The sequence below is a fragment of the uncultured Comamonas sp. genome (assembly GCF_964277875.1).
GTDB classification, from domain to species: domain Bacteria; phylum Pseudomonadota; class Gammaproteobacteria; order Burkholderiales; family Burkholderiaceae_C; genus Comamonas; species Comamonas sediminis.
On the sequence record NZ_CAXYJV010000020.1, the window covers coordinates 167,832 to 188,223 of the forward strand.

The 20,392-nt window shown below is 61.9% G+C and carries 10 protein-coding genes; 9 read left to right on the forward strand and 1 reads right to left on the reverse strand.

The annotated features are described in order from the left end of the window. Nucleotides 1-258: 258 nt before the first annotated feature. From ACHWUQ_RS08250 to dld, 7 genes are all read left to right on the forward strand, one after another. Nucleotides 259-10,653 (forward strand): putative Ig domain-containing protein, encoded by a 10,395-nt coding sequence (locus ACHWUQ_RS08250; protein ID WP_394680856.1) that lies wholly within the window; start codon nucleotides 259-261, stop codon nucleotides 10,651-10,653. Between the two features lie 7 nt (nucleotides 10,654-10,660). After that, nucleotides 10,661-11,350: a hypothetical protein gene (locus ACHWUQ_RS08255; RefSeq protein ID WP_394680857.1), complete on the forward strand. Its 690-nt coding sequence runs from the start codon at nucleotides 10,661-10,663 to the stop codon at nucleotides 11,348-11,350. 66 nt (nucleotides 11,351-11,416) lie between these two features. Continuing rightward, nucleotides 11,417-11,965: a hypothetical protein gene (locus tag ACHWUQ_RS08260; protein WP_312526516.1), complete on the forward strand. Its 549-nt coding sequence runs from the start codon at nucleotides 11,417-11,419 to the stop codon at nucleotides 11,963-11,965. A gap of 832 nt (nucleotides 11,966-12,797) precedes the next feature. After that, the gene (gene lldP / locus ACHWUQ_RS08265; RefSeq protein ID WP_394680858.1) at nucleotides 12,798-14,480 is read left to right on the forward strand and encodes an L-lactate permease; all 1,683 of its coding nucleotides are present in this window, start codon (nucleotides 12,798-12,800) and stop codon (nucleotides 14,478-14,480) included. A 150-nt stretch (nucleotides 14,481-14,630) separates the two neighbouring features. Continuing rightward, nucleotides 14,631-15,407 carry a transcriptional regulator LldR gene (gene lldR / locus ACHWUQ_RS08270; RefSeq protein ID WP_239809951.1) on the forward strand — a complete coding sequence of 259 codons (777 nt, stop codon included), beginning with the start codon at nucleotides 14,631-14,633 and terminating at the stop codon, nucleotides 15,405-15,407. A gap of 68 nt (nucleotides 15,408-15,475) precedes the next feature. Continuing rightward, the gene (gene lldD, locus ACHWUQ_RS08275; protein WP_239809950.1) at nucleotides 15,476-16,612 is read left to right on the forward strand and encodes an FMN-dependent L-lactate dehydrogenase LldD; all 1,137 of its coding nucleotides are present in this window, start codon (nucleotides 15,476-15,478) and stop codon (nucleotides 16,610-16,612) included. Between the two features lie 22 nt (nucleotides 16,613-16,634). After that, the gene (dld, locus tag ACHWUQ_RS08280; protein WP_394680859.1) at nucleotides 16,635-18,395 is read left to right on the forward strand and encodes a D-lactate dehydrogenase; all 1,761 of its coding nucleotides are present in this window, start codon (nucleotides 16,635-16,637) and stop codon (nucleotides 18,393-18,395) included. Nucleotides 18,396-18,525: 130 nt separating this feature from the next. Here the strand turns inward: dld and ACHWUQ_RS08285 are convergent, their stop codons facing one another. After that, nucleotides 18,526-19,440 carry a LysR family transcriptional regulator gene (locus ACHWUQ_RS08285; RefSeq protein WP_239809948.1) on the reverse strand — a complete coding sequence of 305 codons (915 nt, stop codon included), beginning with the start codon at nucleotides 19,438-19,440 and terminating at the stop codon, nucleotides 18,526-18,528. 1 nt (nucleotide 19,441) lies between these two features. Here ACHWUQ_RS08285 and ACHWUQ_RS08290 point away from each other — a divergent pair, with 1 nt between their 5' ends. Further along, nucleotides 19,442-19,735: a hypothetical protein gene (locus ACHWUQ_RS08290; protein ID WP_394680860.1), complete on the forward strand. Its 294-nt coding sequence runs from the start codon at nucleotides 19,442-19,444 to the stop codon at nucleotides 19,733-19,735. A gap of 405 nt (nucleotides 19,736-20,140) precedes the next feature. After that, nucleotides 20,141-20,392 carry a hypothetical protein gene (locus tag ACHWUQ_RS08295; protein ID WP_239809947.1) on the forward strand — a complete coding sequence of 84 codons (252 nt, stop codon included), beginning with the start codon at nucleotides 20,141-20,143 and terminating at the stop codon, nucleotides 20,390-20,392.

The following is a 20,392-nucleotide window of genomic DNA, read 5'->3' on the forward strand; positions in this document are numbered from 1 at the left end:
CATTTCTATAATCAAGCGATCGGGTGGGGTATGACAGGTCAGCAGGCGCCGCAGCGACAAAAAACAAAGCTGCAACGAAAAATAATTCAAGTAAGCAGTTTTTGGTTAGGTGTATGGTTTTTGCTAGTGGCCGGCATGGCCGCCGCACAGGCGGCCAGTTTCACTGTGGAACGGGTAAGCCTTTTTCTCAGCGATGGAGCCGCTACCGAAGAAATACGCCAGATTCCGGCTGAAAGCCTGGCGCCGCTTCAAAATGGCTTGACCCTCGTCAATACCGAGAAGTCCAGCTTTGGCAAGGACGGGGTGCAGTGGAAGTGGTTACTTCGCAATAACTCCGCATTGCCGCTGGAAAATGTCCGTATTACCGGCTTTGTGGATATAGACCAGGATGCCGCCCAAAATACCTTCTTCAACGAAGCGGTGGTGGCCCCGTCGCTGACAGCGCCTGCCGGCCATATCGCTGCAGACCGCTGGGAAGCGGGGGAGATGGGTTATTGGAATGGCTCCCTGCTCGCGCGTGCGGCAACCGGCGATCTCAGTAACAGTACCTTGCCGAATGCCGGCGGTGAGGATATGGCCATTGCGATGTCCGCAGTACCAGGGGCCATCGCACCCGGGCAGGATGTCCGTGTCTGGCTGGTGGTCGGCGACGAAGAAAATGCCGGTGCCACGCAAAATGACCTGGCATCGGCGCGCAGGCATTTTGCCCAGTTTTATCTGTTCAAAGGTGCCGCTCCCGATACCCGGGCGCAGGTGGATTACGCGGTCACGCAGACAGTGGCACAGGCCCACTACCAGGTGGGCGAGCGGGTGCAGTACCGCCTGGTGGTCAGCAACGCCGGTCTGGCTGCCGGCACGGGCGTGACGCTGAGCAGCGCCGTGCCCGCGTCGCTGGCCGATGTGCAGTGGTCGTGCAGTGCCCAGGGACTGGCCACCTGCGATGCGAGCCCTCGCACAGACCACCAGCTGCGGGTCGATGCCCAGGTGCCTGCGGGCACGGGCAACCAGGTGGTGGTCACGGTCACCGGCACAGCGACCGTAGACGGCGTGTTGACGCACCGCGCCAGGGTGGCGCCCACGCACACCGATACGGTGGACACCGATGCAGCCAATAACGACAGCCTGGTGCAGGTCAGCGTCGGCTCGGCAGGCGCTGCGCAGGCCGATCTGGCCGTATCCAAGACCACCAGTACGCCCCATGTGTTGCCTGGTGGCCCAGTGGCCTTCCAGCTGGTGGCGGTCAACCATGGCCCGGCAGCAGTCACCGCTGCGCAACTGGAAGACCTGGTGCCCTCGGGCGTGGAAGCGGTGCGCTGGACCTGCAGCGCCCGGGGCGGCGCTGTATGCGGCGCAGCATCTGGCCAGGGCAGCGATGTCCGCGTGCGCGCCGAAATGCCGGTGGGCGCCTCCATCACCATCGATGTGACCGGCGTGATGGCGCAGGCGGATGGCCCGCTGGTCAACACCGTGACCTTGGCTTCAGAGCTGCCCGATCCGGTGCTGTCGAACAACCGTGCCTCGGCCTCCATCAATGCACCTGCCGGTGCGCTCAAGGCCATTCCTGCGATGGGATGGCTGGCGCTGAGCGTGCTGTCGGTCAGTACCCTGGTGTTGGGCGCCCTGTGGCTGCAGCGTAGAGACGCGCTGCGCAGCCGGCGCGGCTGGACCCTGGCCTTGCTGCTGGTGCTGGGCCTGGGTGCGGGCGGCGATTCGCACGCGATCTTTGTCAATGGCGATTTTGAAAGCCAGACCCTGACAGGCTGGACCAAGCGCTTTGGCCTGAACCCGGGCTTGACCGGTGCGCCTCCGTTCCAGGTGGGTGATGTGCGCTTCAATGGCGGAGGTGTTGAAAAAGTCACCGTGGTGGACGGCCGTTTTGACCCGCGCGCACCGCAACTGGTGCTGCCGCGCCAGGGCAACTTCTCGGCCAAGGTCAATGACGATGACAACGGCGCCCACATCAACGAGATCAGCCAAAAGGGCGTGATCGCCGAAACCGACCGTGACCCGGGCGACGGCAAGCTGCATGTGCGCTTCAGCTACGCAGCAGTGTTGGAGGACCCGGGGCACGAGCCGACCGGCCAGCCCTATTTCTTTGTCGAGATCAAAGATTTGGCCAAGGGCGAGACGCTGTACTACGACTTTGCCTTTGCCAACCAACCGGGTCGCGTGTTCTACACCACGATCTACAACGGTAGCAAGTGGGTGTCCACACCCTTCATTGATGTCGACCTGGAGGTGCCAGACAGCAGCTTGGGCAATGAACTGCAGATCCGCGTGGTGGGCGCCGACTGCGCCCACAGTGGCCACGGCGGCTATGTCTATGTCGATGCCTTTGGCTCGGTCAGCATTCCGCCGCAAGGTGCCTGCGTTAATGACCTGCAACTGCGCGCCAAACCTGGCAATGTGCAGCTCACCTGGGCCGATACCGGGGCGGCCAGCTATGCGGTTTACCGGGCTGACAAGCTAGACGGCCCTTATGTCCGCCTGGGCACCACGCAATCGCGCCACGCCACCTGGCTTGACCGCACGGTGCAGCCGCAAAAGACCTACTACTACAGCATCCGGGCGCTCGATGTGGATGGCCACGCGCTGTGCAGCTCTGGCGAGGTAGCGACCTATGTACCAGCGCATTGGAGCGTGGGCGATCCGATGAACCGCCCGCCTATCTTCACCAGCCAGCCCGTGCTGGGCGGGGATGTGCGCCAGCTGTATGAATACCAGGCCACCGCCATCGATGCCGATGGTGACCCGCTCAGCTACCAGCTGATGTATGCGCCCGTGGGCATGACCGTGGATGCCGCTACCGGCAAGATCAGCTGGCAGCCCGGTCTGATGGGGGATTTCCGCGTCAACCTGCAGGTGAGCGATGGCAAGGGGCTGCTGGCCAGCCAGGCCTTCTCCATCCATGTGGTGGATGGCAACCTGCCGCCGCAGATCACCAGCCAGTTCCCGGCCAAGGTGCCAGCGGGTGTGAGCATTTCCCACCAGGTCACCGCCACAGATCCCGAGAAAGGTCCGTTGCAATACACCTTGGGCAGCCAGGCAGACGGGATCAGCATCAATGCCTCTGGCGGTATCTATTGGACCAACCCCCAGCCAGGCACCTATCCGCTGGTGATCCAGGTGACTGACCAATATGGCGCCCGCGATGTGCAACGCGTGGTGGTGTCGGTGCAGGCGTTCCCGGAATTCACCAGCCTTCCCGTGTTGACGGCCACCGTCGCCCAGCCCTATAGCTACCAGGCCTTGGCCAGCGACCGCGATGGTGACCCGGTCATCTACAGCGTGCTCAGCGGCCCGGCGGGCCTGGTGATCAACGCCAGCAGCGGCGCCGTGACCTGGCCATCGCCGGTGGCGGGCACAGCAGCGGTGGTGCTGGCCGCCACCGATCCGGATGGCAACCAGGGCAAGCAGAGCTTCAGCATCCGCGTGACGGCATCGCCCAACCGGGCACCGGTGTTTACCGCCACGCCGGTGACCTATGTAGCCTACCCCAACACCTATGGCTACACCGCCTCGGCCAGTGACGCCGATGGCGACAACCTGGTGTGGACGCTGTTGCAGGCACCAGCGGACATGGCGATCAACGCGCGCAATGGCGCGATCGCCTGGAAATTTGCCAGCAACACCGCCGGCAAGTTTGCCGTGCGCGTGCTGGTGGACGACCAGCGCGGTGGCCAGACCGAGCAGGCGTTTGAAGTCCAGGTGCCCGTGTATGGCAATGGCGCACCCACCATCACCAGCCGCCCACCCAGCCAGGTGCGCGCTGGCGCCATCTATAGCTACTCGGTCAGTGCGACTGACCCAGAGGGCGAAACGCTCAGCTACCGCCTGGCGTCCGGGCCCGCCGCCGCTGCCTGGGCTGGCAACCAGCTGAGCTGGGCCACCAGCGCGGCCGATGTGGGCGTGCATGCGATGCTGATCGAGGTGGCCGATACCGCCGGCAATGTCGCGCAGCAAAACTGGCAGCTTGAAGTGCTGCCCGCCAGCAGCAACCAGCCGCCGGTGATCAGCTCCACCCCCAAGGTGACGGCCGTTGCCGGCGGGGTGTATGAGTACCAGGTCGTGGCCACCGACCGCGATGGTGACCCGCTCAGCTACCAGTTGCTGACCGGCCCCGCAGGCATGACGCTCTCTGTCACCGGCAAGCTCGAATGGCCCGTGCCAGCCGGCTTCGCTGGCAGCGAGACGGTGGAGATCCAGGTGGCCGATGGCCGGGGCGGCGAAGTGACCCAGGCCTATGCGATTGGCGTGGGCATCACCGCCAACCGGCCGCCGCTGATCAATTCCACACCGGTTGCTACCGGCACGGCCGGTGCAGCCTACCTGTACCAGATTCTGGCCAGTGACCCGGATGGCGATGCGCTGACCTACAGCGTCTCCACCAGCGAGCCCGGTATCTCCGTTGATGCGCAGACGGGCCGGGTCTCCTGGGCCGTACCGGCAGGCGCGAGCGGCCAGGCGCAACTGACCGTGTTGGTGACAGATGGCAAGGGCGGCACCGCATCGCAGACCTATGCGATTGGTGTGGGCCAGCCCGGCAACCGCCCACCCCGGGTGACCACGCAGCCAGGCACCAGTGGTGTCTCCGGTGCGAGCTATACCTATGCGCTCAAGGCCGTGGATGCCGACGGTGACACCTTGGCCTATGCGTTGACGGAGTTCCCGCAGGGCATGGTGATCGACAGCAGCACCGGAGCTGTCCAGTGGAGCATTCCGGCCAATGTGGCAGGGCTGGCGCCCGTGATGGTGGAGGTGACGGACGGCAAGGGCGGCATCGCCACCCAGGGCTACGCCATCTCGGTCTCGGGCGCGTCCAACCGCGCACCGGCTTTCAGCTCTACCCCAGTCACCTCGGCCACCGCAGGTACGGCTTACGCCTACACCGCGCGGGCGAACGATCCGGATGGCGATGCCATCAGCTATACGCTGGACGCGGCCCCTGCTGGTATGGCCATCAACGCCACATCGGGCGCCATCAGCTGGACACCTACGTTGGCGCAAGGCGGCACCCATGCGGTTGCGGTGCGCGCCACCGATGCCAAGGGGGCCTATGCCACGCAAAGCTTCGGCATCTACGTGCAGTTGCCCAACAACAACCCGCCGCAGATCAGCAGCAAGCCCACCTTGCGCTGGGCGCCGGGCGTGCCCTACCAATACCAGGTCACGGCCACCGACCCTGAAAACGATCCACTGACCTATGCCCTGGACAAGGCCCCTGCCGGCATGGCGATGGCGGCCGGCACGGGCCTGCTGACCTGGAACAGCCCGGTACTGGGCAGCCATGCGGTGGAGATCAAGGTGCAGGACACCCGGGGCGCCTATGTGGTGCAAAGCTACACCTTGCAGATTGCAGCCAACCGCGAGCCGGTCATCACCAGCGCGCCCGTGCCCTCTGCGGCCATCGCTACGCCTTATGCCTACCAGGTGGTGGCCACGGACCCGGACGGCGACTTCCTTACCTACCGGGTGAGCGGCGCACCGGCCAGCTTGACGATGTCGGCCACAGGCCTGATCTCTGGCACGCCGACGGCGCAAGGCACGCATGCGATCACGGTGACGGTGTCGGACGGCCAGGCCTCCGTCACCCAGAGCTGGACCTTGCGTGTGACCGAGCCCGCAGCGGGCGGACCGCTGGAGGCCGGCGTGACGCCATCGCCCAAGTACCTCAACCTGGGTGAATCGACGACCCTGCAGGTGTTTGCGCAGGGCGGCACTGCGCCCTATACCGTCAGCAGCCTGACCGTGAACGGCCGCGCTGTTACGGTGGATGCCGCCTACCAGGCTGTCTTCACGCCCACAGCGATGGGCAAGCACAACCTGCGCCTGACCTTGCGCGATGCCAAGGGCAGCAGCGTGACCGTGGACGACTGGTTTGGCGTCAAGGACCCCAGCGATGTGCTGGCGCCGTTGGCCGCCATCACTGCACCGGGCAGCTCGGACGACATCACGGTGACCGATGTGTCCGAGCCCACAGCCATTATCGGCACGGCCTCCGATGCCAACCTGGCCGAGTACCTGCTGATGATCTCGCCGGCCGGGCAGAACCAGTGGAGCAAGCTAGGCGGCGGAACTGCCAGCGTCACGGCGGCCAAGCTGGGCGACCTGAACCCCCAGACCCTGGCCAACGGTTTGTATGACCTGGGTTTGATCGTGCGCGATGTCTCCGGCAACGAGACCAGCGCCAAGGTGACGGTGGCCATCAGCGGTGAGCAAAAGGTGGCGCCGCTGCAGCTGACCTTTACCGACATGGCCTTTGAGATCGAAGGCCTGCCGCTGACGGTTCGCCGCAGCTATGACTCGCTCAAGCGCGCGCAGCGCATGGACTTTGGCTACGGCTGGTCGGTGGACTACCAGGACGTCTGGTTGCAGACCAACGGTGTGCTGGGCCGCTCCTGGGTCATGCAGGAGACGGGCTCGGGCTTCAACCGCAAAATCTGCGTGCGCCCCCAAGGCTCCCGCGTGGCATCGGTGCGTATGCCCGATGGCAGGCTTGAGCAGTTCGACCTGCGGGCCAGCCCGGAGTGCGTGAGCGTGCTGCAGTGGGCGTCCAACCCCAGCGTCAGCCTCGCTTTCAGCGCCAAGGCCAGCAACAAGAGCGGCAGCAAACTCGAAGCGCTGGGCTACAGCGATCTGCGCCTGGCCGGTGGTGACCTGTTCGACCTGGGCACGACGGAGACCTTCAACCCCACGCAGTACAAGCTCACCACCCTGGATGGCATCGAGTACATCCTGAACAAGGACTTCGGCATCCAGCAGATCAAGGACCGCAATGGCAATAGCCTGCAGTTCACGCGCAGCGGTATCAGCCACTCCGGCGGCTGGGCACTGGCCTTTACCCGCGATGCCCAAGGCAAGATCAGCAAGATCACCGGCCCCGGCGGCCAGGTGCTGAACTATGGCTACGATGCGGCCGACAACCTGATCTCGGTGGTTGACCAGAGCAATGCGGTTTCCGACTTCCGTTACGAGAACCCCAAGGTAGCGCATGGCCTGACCAGCTACACCGATCCGCTGGGCCGGCTGGCGCTGAAGACTACTTATGACGACGCCGGGCGCGTACTCAGCCAGACCGATGCCGCCGGCAAGGCCGTGACGGTGAGCACCGACAACACGGCCAACAAGCAGACCATCAAGGACCGCAACGGCAACACCACCGTGTATGACTTTGATGACCGGGGCAACATCACCCGCGTGCTGGATGCCGCAGGCGGCATCACCCAGTACGCCTATGACGCCCATGACAACGAGATCGAGGTGATTGACGCGCTGGGCCGCAAGACCACGCGCAGCTACGACGCCTACGGCAATGTCACCAGCGAAACCGATCCTGCCGGCCGCGTGACCCAAACGGCTTTCAATGCGCAAGGCCATGTCACCACCATCACCGATGCGGCTGGCAACATCACCACCAATGGCTACAACGCCAGCGGTGATCTGACAGCCATCACCGATGCCGCCGGCAAGGCCTTTGGCATGGGCTACAGCCCCACGGGCAGCCTGAGCAGCATGACCGACAAAGCCGGCAATGTCACCCGCTACACCTATGCCAAGATCAATGGCACCACGCTCAAGCAGACCGAGACCGCTCCGGACGGTACGGTGACCACCTACGCGTATGACAGCGCAGGCAACGTCACCTCCACCACGCGCGCCATCGTCACCCAGCCGGGCCAGCCTGCCACCACGGTGGTAGAAAAGACCAGCTACGACACCAAGGGCAATGTCACCAGCCGCACCAACGCGGTGGGCGATACCACCACCTACCTCTACGATGCGGCCGGCCAGCTGGTGCAAGAGACCGACAGCCAGGGCCGCAAGACGGCGCATGAGTACAGCCTGCGCGGTGAAAAGTCCAAGACCACCTACCCCGATGGCAGGGTAGAGAGCTGGGCCTATGACAACAACGGCAACGAAACCCAGAGCTGCACCGGCAGCCTGTGCACGCGCACAGCCTACGATGCGTTAGACCGTGCCACCAAGGTCACCGACCCGATGGGCTTTGCCGTCGAGAGCGTGTACGACGCAGCAGGCCAGCTCAGCTCCAGCAAGGATGCACGCGGCAACAGCACGGCGTTTGAATACGACCTGGCCGGCCGTGAAACCAAGCAGACCAATGCTGCTGGCATCGAGGTGACGCGCGAGTACGACCTGGCGGGCAACCTGGTCAAGACCACCGATGGCTTGGGCCGGGCGACGGTCCACGCCTACAACAGCACCCAAAAGCGCACCAGCACCACCTTGGCCCATGGTGCGGTAACGCAGTTTGCGTATGACGCCAATGGCGTGCTGCTGAGCGAGACCAACCCGCTGGGCCATGCCTACCAGTTTGGCCACGATCCGCTGGGCGCCCTCAAGACCGTGACCGACCCACTGGGCAAGGTGACCGGCTACACCTGGAATGGCAGCAACCAGCTGCTGACGCAGACCGACGCCAACGGCCATACCACCCGCTATGGCTATGACAGCGCTGGCCGTCGTGTGGCCCGCACCCTGCCAGGCGGCAAGAGCGAAGGCCTGGTCTACGACAGCGAAGGCCGTCTGGTGAGCCGTACCGACTTTGACGGCAGCCAGACCATCTACAGCTATGACGTGGGCGGCAAGCTCAGCAAAGTTACGCGCAGCGATGGCCGCAGCCTGAGCCAAGGCTATGACAGCTTCGGCCGCATGAATAGCCAGACCGATACGGCCTATGGCAACCTGGGTCTGACCCTGGACGGCAACGACCGCGTCACCCGCGAGGTCTGGAGCCACAACAGCCTGGGCACCAGCTTCAGTGCGACCGTGGACTACGCCTGGGACGCCAACAGCAACCGCACCCAGGTCAGCACCTCGGGCCAGGCCATCAAGGCCAGCTACAACATGCTCAATCAGCTGGAAACCCTGACCCACCCCGATGGCAGCACCACCCGTTTTGCCTACGACAACGCCGGCAACCGGGTGCAGGTGATGCGGGCGGACGGCAGCACTACCGACTACCAGTACAACCTGGCCAACCAACTCACCGCTGTGCTGCACAAAAAGGCGGACGGTGCAGACATTGCCAGCTTTGTCTACACGCTCAATGCCGCAGGCCAGCGCATCCAGGTGGCTGAGCGCATGGTGGGGGTAGGCAGCCCGGCAGCGACGGTGGAGCGCTCGGTGCACTACCAGTACGATGCCGCAGGCAAGCTGCTGCAGGAGCGCGTGGCACAAACCGCCCCTGCGGTGTTCGACTCGACCATCGACTACGTCTACGACGACGTAGGCAACCGCAGCCGCCGCACTGTCAGCCACAACGGCCAGGTCACTACCTACCAGTACGACAGCCATGACCGTCTCACGCAAAGTGTGGACAGCCTTACCGGCACCACCAGCTACCAGTGGGACGAGCGCGGCAACCTGGTGCAAAAGGCATCACCCGCCGATACCACCACCTATGCCTGGACGGTGGACAACCGCCTGGCCAAGGTCAGCACCGGCGCCAAAACGGTTGAGTATGGTTATGACAGCAGCGGCCGCCGTATCAAGCGCCTGGTCAAAGAGGGCGCCACCACCACCGAGACCCACTACAAAGTGGACCACCAGCGCGGCTACAGCGAGATCCTGGTGGAGAGCACCAAGGTCAACAGTGGCGCCTGGGTTGATACCGTGCATGTGCACACCCCTGATGGCCTGGGCGAGTTGATCGCCAGCACCTCGGCTGGCGCGCAAACCCAGCTGTTCAGCGATGGTCTGGGCAGCGTGCGTGTGGCCCAAACCGCTGCCACCAGCCATGTCTTCAGCTACGACGCATTCGGCATTGCGCTGGGCGCCACCGAAGGCATGCCCACCAATGCGGCCGATGCCGCTGCCACCAGCCACCGCTACACCGGCGAATATGCCGACAGCCATACGGGCTTGCTGCACCTCCGTGCGCGTGACTACGATCCGCAGGTTGGCCGGTTTATCTCGATGGATGAGCATCCGGGGGCGAATCGCATTCCGCTGACTTTGAACAAGTACCTGTATGGGAATGCGGACCCGGTCAATACGGTGGATCCGAGTGGGAACATCTTTATATCCATGGCAATGCCCAATTTCGGACATTTGTTGCGCGCAACTTCCGCTGGTACAAGAGCACTCGGGATTTTGGACAAGCTAGACCATGCACTGACCTTGCTGCAGTTGGTACATGCCTACCAACAGGTATGGAGTGTTTTCCAAGGCCCAGAGTGGCAAAATTCCATGAAGGATGCAAAAAATCAAAAGGGTTTCGTCAATGCCATGGCAGATTTTGACTCCGCAGTTGCAGAATTGGCGGGAAAATCTGCCGGAATATTCTCGAAAAAAGGGGTTGTTTCCGCTATAGGTGAATTTATTAAAGGCCCTAAAAATGCGTTGCTGATTTATGGGCCGACCCCCGAAATAACGGGTAAAGTTTCTCCGTTTCCGTTTAAACAGGTTAAGGTGGGCACGTTGTCTCTCAGTAAATCGCATCGAGACATATATGTTGAGTTAGGTGTTAGATCGGGGCAAGGGGGCCGCATGCTTGGCGCCGGTCATCGGTGGAGCCGCGAAGGGAACTTGCAATGGTTCCGACAGGATTGGCACAGCACTGTGGGCCATAACTCCCAAAGTTTATGCTTTCCTCCTGCAGGAGGGGCATATCATTATCACTGTGCAAAATAGGTATACCATGAATAAAAATGCACTTATTTTTGATAAATTGACAGCCGATGAGATGAATATATTGCTGTCAGAGTTGCATGGAGAATTTCCTCATTTCAGTTTGATTTCGAAGCACCAAGATGACTGGCAGTCGTGTTTTAAAGAGGCAATGGAAAATATTGCTTCATATGAAGCAGACTACGATCCGCCTAGATTTTTGAGGAAGAACTGGCCGACAACCGGGCTAGTTTGGGAATTGGCCAATTTCCCACACATGGGTGTGTGCTCTTTTGACGTGCTGACCAAAGTGAACTCGTCCTTCTTGTGGTTGATTTCTTTTTGGTATTGCTGGGATATTAATTTTATTGCTTACTCTTGCCCAGATTGCTCAAAAGACGTAGCGAGAATATTTCATGCGCTTGCAATAGATACGTTGGATCTTGATTTGGAGATCAAAACCTTAAATTCCCATGGCTCAATATTTACTACATTTAAGGATATGGATGTGGTTGGTGAGGCATTGGAATTTTACTTGACGGGAGATATGGGAGGCGATGATCCATTTCGCCCCATTCTTTTCTGTAAGCAGAGTGAGGTAGTAGAGCGACTTAAAAATCATCCCGTCTTTGTAGGAAGGTGCGACTACTACAGTCGTGAAGAATATTTGAAAGATCCGGTTTTGAACCCGCTGAGCCTGCAGTCGCCGCCTGGAGTGTGATAAATGCTATCTCTAAGTGACGAGGGATTTCACCAATACGAAGTTTATTATTTAATGAACTTTGTTTTGATTAAGCCCGAATCACAGCTAGCGCATTTCTACGTTAAGAGGATTATGCCTGTCTGTGCAGGGTCGCACTTTCAAGCCGTCGATCTGGATCATGATTTCAACTCGAACATCACAAGTCCTTTGTATCAGCTTTTTGTGTCTTGTTTTCTGAATTCACAAAAAATAATGCCGTTACTGGAAGATATGTTTGGGGGTGGTGACATATATCATGAGATGAATAATGAACGAGAGAATCTGTTTGACGAGAAAATGTCAAATAGGTTTTTTGAAAATCTTGAATTTAATACATCCTTGGATGGGTTTGAAAATGGAGCGTGCTGGCAAGAATTGAGAAAGAGATCCAGGTTATTTTTAAAAAAATACAGCCTCTTGGATGATTTTGACTTTCCCAATCCTATGAAATTCTCTGAATTTTTATATCCAGATGATTTTGAGAAATATGATTCGGCCCCGCGTTGGTCTTCGTGTGGGCAGTTTATTTCGTTGGAGGATTGGACGCAAATGAAAAATATTACGATGGCTGCCTATAAAGACGCGGAAACTTAGTCTTATCTTGCGCGTTAATACATCAAGATGTGACGTCTACAGAAAATTATGAACAGGCGGCGGGGGGCTAATCAGCCCAGCCCCACGTTGAAAAGAAATGCAACGGTTCTTCTGTGAGGCTCCCCAAGAGGAAGCCGCAGGCCCACATGCCTGCTGTACCCTAGGGACTCTTCGCAAAACTCTAGGCCGTGGTCTGAACGCGGACGCGGGCGATCCGCTGCGCTGTCTTCCTTGTCCACAGCTACGGCTCGACTGCAAAAGACCCGTTGCGTCGTATCCCGATCCGCGTCGATCCCGCTTAGAGAGGGTTTTGCAGAGCATGCCAATGCATGCTTTCCTCCGAGCACGCTACGCGCCAGCAACCAAGACAAGTTCTTGCTGCTAGCGATGCCGGTTCCATTCACACCCAGTCAACCTGAAAACCGCAGGACGATCTCGTCCATTTGCGGCGTCTTGGTATGCGACTGAGGCGGCCATTCCTAAAAGAACCCAGGCGTGTTCCCTCCGAAGCCATTTGTGCTCTGATTAGTTCATATTGGTATGACCAATATGAACATTGGTGCACTAGATTGTCAAATTACGGGTTTACCCTGGCAATAAAATCCGCTAATTCCCCAATAATCGCCCAACTTTGCCGCAGATTGGCGATTTCATGGCTTATTGGTAATACCAATTTAGACCAAAGGTCCAACCATCGGCACAGCAAACAAGCCATTCACCAGGCTAGGCCAAGCACAGGGCAACCCTAGCAGCCCGATAGCCCCATACCCCTGGTGAACAGCCCAAGAACAAGGCGCGCCATGCGCCCGTCCTATAACTTCGAGACATCGCCATGCAAACTCTCTGGCAGCAAAACTACGACCCGGCTGGCAACATTTGGGTGTCGGCCCTGGTGGCATTGATTCCGATCCTGTTTTTCTTTTTAGCGCTGACCAAGCTGCGGCTCAAGGGCTACCAGGCAGGCACCATCACGGTGGTGCTGGCCCTGGCGGTGGCGTTGTTGTTCTACCGCATGCCCGTCAGCACGGCGCTGGCCTCGGCGGTCTATGGCTTCTTCTACGGTTTGTGGCCCATTGCCTGGATCATTGTGGCGGCCGTCTTTCTGTACAAGATCTCCGTCAAGACGGGGCAGTTCGATGTGATCCGCTCGTCGATCCTGTCGGTCACGCCGGACCAGCGCCTGCAGCTCATCCTGGTGGGCTTTTGCTTTGGCGCGTTTTTGGAAGGTGCTGCAGGCTTTGGCGCGCCGGTCGCGATCACGGCGGCCTTGCTCGTCGGTCTGGGCTTCAAGCCGCTGTATGCCGCAGGGCTGTGTCTGATCGCCAATACCGCCCCGGTGGCCTTTGGCGCGATGGGTATTCCGATCATCGTCGCTGGCCAGGTCTCGGGCGTGGATGCATTTGCGATTGGCCAGATGGCGGGCCGCCAGCTGCCGTTCATGACCGTGCTCGTGCTGTTCTGGCTGATGGCCATCATGGATGGCTGGCGAGGGGTGAAGGAGACCTGGCCTGCGGTGCTGGTCGGCGGCGGCTCGTTTGCGATCGTGCAGTTTCTGACCGCCAACTACATTGGCCCCGAGCTGCCTGATATCACCTCGGCCATCGTGTCCTTGATCGCGCTGACCCTGTTCCTCAAGGTCTGGCAGCCCAAGCGCATTTTCCGTTTTACGCTGGAGGCGGGTGAGCAAGCTGCTACGGCCGTGCCCGCAGCACCGGTGCCCTCGGGTGCACCACTGACGGCCCTGGCCGTCATCAAGGCCTGGTCGCCCTTCATCATCCTGACTGCGATGGTCACCGTCTGGAGCATCAAGCCCTTCAAGGCGCTGTTTGCCGCAGGCGGCCCGCTGGCGTCCACCGTCATCAATATTCCGGTGCCGTTCCTGCACAACCTGGTCGAGAAGACGCCACCCGTCGTGGCCACTGCCACCTCTTATGGCGCTGTCTACACCTTCAACTGGCTGCTGGCCACCGGCACCGCCATCCTGATTGCGGCGCTGATCACCATTGCCTTCACCCGCCTGTCGCCGTCCAAGGCAGTGGCGACCTTGGGTGAGACCTTCAAGGAACTGGCTGTGCCGATCTACTCCATCGGCATGGTGCTGGCCTTTGCCTTTGTCGCCAACTACTCGGGCCTGTCGGCCACCTTGGCGCTGGCCCTGGCGCACACGGGCCAGGCCTTCACTTACTTCTCGCCCTTCCTGGGCTGGATTGGCGTGTTCCTGACCGGGTCTGACACCTCTGCCAATGCGCTGTTTGCTGCGCTGCAAGCCACCACCGCGCAGCAGCTGGGCCTGCCCCAGGTGCTGACCGTTGCTGCCAACACCACCGGCGGCGTCACCGGCAAGATGATCTCGCCCCAGTCTATCGCCATTGCCTGCGCTGCTGTGGGCCTGGCGGGGCGTGAGTCTGACCTGTTCCGCTTCACCGTCAAGCACAGCCTGGTCTTCGCCGTCATCATCGGTTTGATGACTACGCTGCAGGCCTACGTGTTTCCGTGGATGATTCCAGGTCATTGAGAGTCGCTAACCCAGCCCTTGATACGTCGTTGCCAAGCCTTGTCGTACTAAAGTACTGCCTGCGGCTTGGCGCCTCGTCTCAATCGCAAACCTACGGTTTGCTGGGCTGCTTTAGCGACTCTAGGCAACCAACACCTGAAAGCTCACCCCATGCGCCTCGCTGACCATGTCGTCGAAAAACTGCTTGCCCTGGTGCAGGCCCGCGGGCTGCAGCCGGGCCAGCGCCTGCCGGCCGAGCGGCAGCTGGCGCTGGAGCTGGGGGTGTCGCGCACGTCAGTGCGCGAAGCGCTGCAAAAGCTCATCAGCCAGGGGGTGCTGTCGGCCCGGCGCGGCGATGGCACCTATGTGCAGACGGTGCCATCGGCCGATTGGCTGCAGGAGGCCATGGGCCCGCTGGCCGGCCTGATCGAGTCGGACCCCAACTACCGCTATGACGTGCTGGAGACCCGCCATGCGCTGGAGAGCAGCACCGCCTGGCTGGCTGCGCAGCGCGCCACCGCGCAAGACAAGGAGCGCATCCAGCGCTGCTTTGACGTGATGATCGACCACCAGCAAAGCGGCCATGCCGAGCTGGCCGCGCGCGCCGATGCGCAGTTCCACCTGGCGATTGCCGAGGCCTCGCACAACCTGGTGCTGGTGCAGGTCATGCAAAGCCTGTTCACCGTCGTGCTCTCCACCGTGGAGCGCAACCGCCACGACATGTTCCGCCTGAGCGCCCCCGTCACCCTGCAGCAGCTCACCGTGCAGCACCAAAGCCTGATGCAGGCGATTCTGGAGGGCGACCCGCAGCGCGCCCGCGCCTGTATTGGCGAGCACCTGGAGCATGTGCGCCACACCATCCAGCAAATGGACGAAGAGCGCGCGCGCCGCGAGCGCTCGATGCGCCTGCCCGCCGAGCTGATGCCCAGCCTGCCCGCTGCGCGATAGCCTGCGCTGCGCCAAACCACTGCCCGAGACAACAGCCGAGACAAACACCCAGCCCTGAGAGAGCCAGCATGATCATCTCTTCCGCATCCGATTACCGCGCCGCCGCGCAAAAGCGCCTGCCGCCGTTTCTGTTCCACTACATCGATGGCGGCGCCTATGCCGAGCAAACGCTCAAGCGCAATGTTGCCGACTATGCCGATGTGGCCCTGCGCCAGCGCGTGCTCAAGGACATGAGCCAGCTCGACACCAGCACCGAGCTGTTTGGCGAAAAGCTCTCCATCCCCGCCATCCTCGCGCCCGTCGGCCTGCTGGGCATGTTTGCGCGCCGGGGCGAGGTGCAGGCCTCGCGCGCCGCCGCCGCCCATGGCATTCCCTTCACCCTGTCCACCGTCTCGGTCTGCCCGATTGAAGAGGTGGCACCCGGCCTGGGCCGGCCGATGTGGTTCCAGCTCTATGTGCTCAAGGACCGGGGCTTTATGAAGAATGCGCTGGAGCGCGCGCAGGCCGCTGGCTGCTCCACCCTGGTGTTCACGGTCGACATGCCCGTGCCCGGCGCACGCTACCGCGATGCGCATTCTGGCATGAGCGGCCCCAACGCCGCGATGCGCCGCTACTGGCAGTCGGTCACGCACCCGGCCTGGTCCTGGGATGTGGGGCTGAATGGCCGCCCGCATGACCTGGGCAATATCTCCGCCTACCGGGGCAGCCCCACGGGCCTGGCCGACTACATCGGCTGGCTGGGCAGCAATTTTGATCCATCGATCTCCTGGAAGGACCTGGAATGGATCCGTGACTTCTGGAAGGGCCCGATGGTCATCAAGGGCATCCTCGATCCGGAAGATGCCAAGGATGCTGTGCGCTTTGGCGCCGATGGCATTGTGGTCAGCAACCATGGCGGCCGCCAGCTCGATGGCGTGCTGTCATCGGCGCGCGCGCTGCCGGCCATCGCCGATGCGGTCAAGGGCCAGATCAAGATCCTGGCGGACTCGGGCATCCGCAACGGCCTCGATATCGTGCGTGCCATCGCGCTGGGCGCCGATGCCACCTTGCTCGGCCGCGCCTTTATCTATGCGCTGGCCACTTCGGGCCAGGCCGGCGTCAAGCACCTGCTGGAGCTGATGGAAAAGGAAATGCGCGTCGCGATGACCCTGACCAGCGTGGCCAAGGTGGCCGACATCAACGGCGATCTGCTGGTGCGCCCCTGAACCCCGTCACCGTCCAGACCCCATGACCGCCGCTACCGCCACCACCACCCCCGTCTCGCGCGATGCACTGCTCGCCCAGCTGCGTGCCGCCGTGGGCCCTGCCCATGTGCTGACCGGCGACCAGGCCACGCGCCGCTTTCGCAAAGGCCACCGCACCGGGGAAGGCCCGGTGCTGGCGGTGGTGCGCCCTGGCAGCCTTTGGGAGCAGTGGCAGGTGCTGGAGGCGGCCGTGGCCGCAGACCGCATCGTCATCATGCAGGCGGCTAACACCGGCTTGACAGGCGGATCGACGCCCGACGGCAGCGGCTATGACCGCGAGATCGTGCTGATCAACACCTTGCGCATCACCGGGGTGCAGGTGATTGCCGGCGGTGCCCAGGTCGTCTGCCTGCCCGGGGCGACGTTGGACAAGTTGGAGCAGGTGCTGGCGCCCCTGGGGCGCGAGCCGCATTCGGTCATCGGCTCGTCCTGCATCGGTGCCTCGGTGCTGGGCGGTATCTGCAACAACTCCGGCGGTGCCCTGGTGCGACGCGGCCCGGCCTATACCGAGCTGGCGCTCTACGCCCAGGTGCAGGCCGATGGCCGGCTGGTGCTGGTCAACCACCTGGGCATTGCGCTGGGCGCCACGCCGCAAGAGATCCTGACCCGGCTGCAAAGCGGCGACTACCGCGAGGCCGACATTGCGCACGATGCGCAGCGCGCCGCATCCGACCCGCGCTATGCCGCCGCCGTGCGCGATGTAGACCAGGACTCGCCCGCGCGCTTCAATGCCGATCCCTCGCGCCTGTTCGAGGCCTCGGGCTCGGCCGGCAAGCTCTGCCTGTTTGCGGTGCGGCTCGACACCTTTCCCAAGGTGCCCAGCACCGTCTTCTACATCGGCAGCAATGCGGCCGATGACCTGACCACCGTGCGCCGCCATCTGCTCACCGCCTTGCCGGAGCTGCCCATTGCCGGCGAGTACATCCACCGCACCGCCTACGACATTGGCGAGAAATACGGCAAGGACACCTTCTTGCTGATCGACCGCTTTGGCACGGCCCGCGTGCCGGCCGCCTTTGCGCTCAAAAGCCGGGTCGATGGCTTTTTTGAACGGCTGGGCCTGCGCGGCGCCAGCGACCGCATCATCCAGGCCTTGACCAACCTGCTGCCCAGCCACTTGCCGCCGCGCATGCGCCAGTGGCGCGAGCGCTATGCGCACCACCTGCTGCTGCGCGTGTCCACCGACACGGCCGATGCCACGCGCGCGTTCCTTACGGAGCATTTCAGCGGCAGCGCCAGCGGCGGCTGGTTTGAGTGTGATGCGGACGAGGGCCGCAAGGCGTTTTTGCACCGCTTTGCGATTGCGGGTGCTGCCATTCGCTACCGCGAAGTGCACCGCGCCGAGGTGGAAGACATCGTGGCGCTCGATGTGGCGCTGCGCCGCAATGACCGCGACTGGGTGGAGCAGCTACCGGCCGACGTCGAGGCCGACATGGTGCACAAGCTCTACTACGGCCATTTCTTCTGCCATGTGTTCCACCAGGATTACATCGTCAAAAAAGGCGTCGATCCGCTGGCGATGGAGCACCGCATGTGGGCGCTGCTCGATGCGCGCCGGGCCGAGTACCCGGCAGAACATAACGTGGGCCACCTCTATGTGGCCAAGCCTGCGCTGGCTGATTTTTATCGGGAACTGGATCCCAGCAACAGCTTCAACCCCGGCATTGGCCACACGGCCCGGGGCAAGAACTGGGAGGCTTGCTGTGATCGGCGAACACGCTGGCCTCAGGGTTATGCGGACTAGGGCTTGAGCCCGTCCATCGTTGTGGCGTTGGCTGGCGGGTAGGCTGGCGGTATCGGAAGGTGCTGGAGGGCGCTGATAAGCGCACATTGCTGGGGTCGGCTTCGTGGGGTGCTGGCACCGCCGGGCACGCTCACAGCTCGTCGCAGAGCATGTCCCAGAAGGTCTGCACCAGCAGCGGCGTATCGGCACGCCGGCCATGCTTCATCAGGCAGATCTTTCTGGCCAGGTGCGGGCGGCTCACCGGCAGGTAGCACAGCTGCGGGTCCTGGTGCGCCTGCCGGCTCATGCTGGAGATCACGCCCACCTTCAGATCGCTGTGCACCACGGCATACAGCGACTCGATCGACGACAGGTTCTGCGGGCCGTTGATCTCCACCCCTTGCTCCTTGAGCGCCGAGGCCACCATGTCGTAGGTATTGCCCCGGCGCAGCACCACCAGTGACTGGTCTTTCAGGTCCTTCCAGTACAGCTTGGGCAGGCGGGCGAGCGGGTGCCGCTGCGATACCACCACCATCATCTCGTCGGTCGTGATCAGGCGCGAATCGATGTGCAGCGGCGTGTCGAAGTGCAGGCCGATGGCGATGTCGGCATCTCCTTGCGTGATCGACTCGGCCAAGGTGTCGCTGTGCATGTCATCGAGCTCGAACTGCACCTGCGGGTGGCGCTGCTGAAAGCGCCCCATGCGCGGTGCGATCCACTGCGAGGCCGATGGAATGCAGTGCACGCGAATCAGCTGGCTTTGGCGCTGCAGGCGCTGGTGCATGTCTTCCATGCCCTGGTCAAAGGTGGCGATCATCCAGCTGACCTGGGCGCGTACCGATTCGCCGGCAGGCGTCAGCCGCACGCGCCGCATGCTGCGGTCAAACAACGTGGCCCCGAGGGTGATTTCCAGCTCGCGGATCGCGGACGAGAAAGCCGGTTGGCTCATGTCCAGCGCCTGTGCGGCCTGGGTAAAAGTAGGGTGCTCGGCAGCTTGCTTGAAACAGCTCAGCTGCCGCAGGGTGGGGATGGGTGCCGATCTCTGCGGCTGAAATACGTGCGTCATGATGAATTCATTTTTTCAAATAGCGTTAAATCATCCAATTGTAAATTCCTATGTCATGCAGTTTTTACTAAAAAGTAAGGAATTGAAGAGAATTCACCGTTCCTGTGAGGCCCGTAGCGCAATGCTGCAGCGCGAAACGGGTACTGACTTGTCGCCTGGAAAGCCTTTGTGGATGGGGTTTTCACCGGTTTACAACAGCTTAGGAGGCGCTGATTCGGGTGCGGTTCCGCAGCGGCATAGGGCGCAAGCGCCCAAAGGCATAACATTTGTTAAATTAATTAACTATTATTATTGATAGGTGTGATATATCATTCGTTCTGCTTTTTTGGGGTGGTCACGCCCCCCGCGCAGGCGGCCGGCAACCTGGTGCAGGTGCCTGGCAAAGAACGGGCGTTTGGCAAGGGGCGTGTGCACTCAAGCGCTGCGCCCGGCGGCTAGGCTGCCGCCTCACCTGGGGGTTGCAGGCACCCGGGATGCCGGCGCCCCAGGGCCGCCGTTGCAGGCAACAGCGCGCCTGGTCAACCCGGTGCCTGTATGCCCCGGCCGCCGCCGCGCGCGGGGCCTGCGTTGCCGCTTCCTTCCCTCCGCATGCCCATGGCTGCATCGCTCACTGGCGATAAGGCGCAGGCCCGTCTGCCCCCGCAGTGTCCGGTGCTGCAGCGGCGTTGGACACGACACTTTTTTCTATATGAGCTCTGTGATGAAATTTTCAGCAATTGATTGGAACCAGGCCCCCGCCAACGCACGCTGGTGGGCAATGGACGGTGACGGCCATGCCTATTGGTACTGCACCCCGCAGATCGCGTCAGCGACGACGTTCTGGTTTGCGGCGCGCCATCCGGCGCCCAGCTTTGGCTATGCCCGCGACTTCCGGCTGTCGCTGCAGGAGCGCCCGGCCGCTGCAGACGATGCACCCGCGCTGGCAGCGGCAGCGCGCATGCTGCGCCGCTGA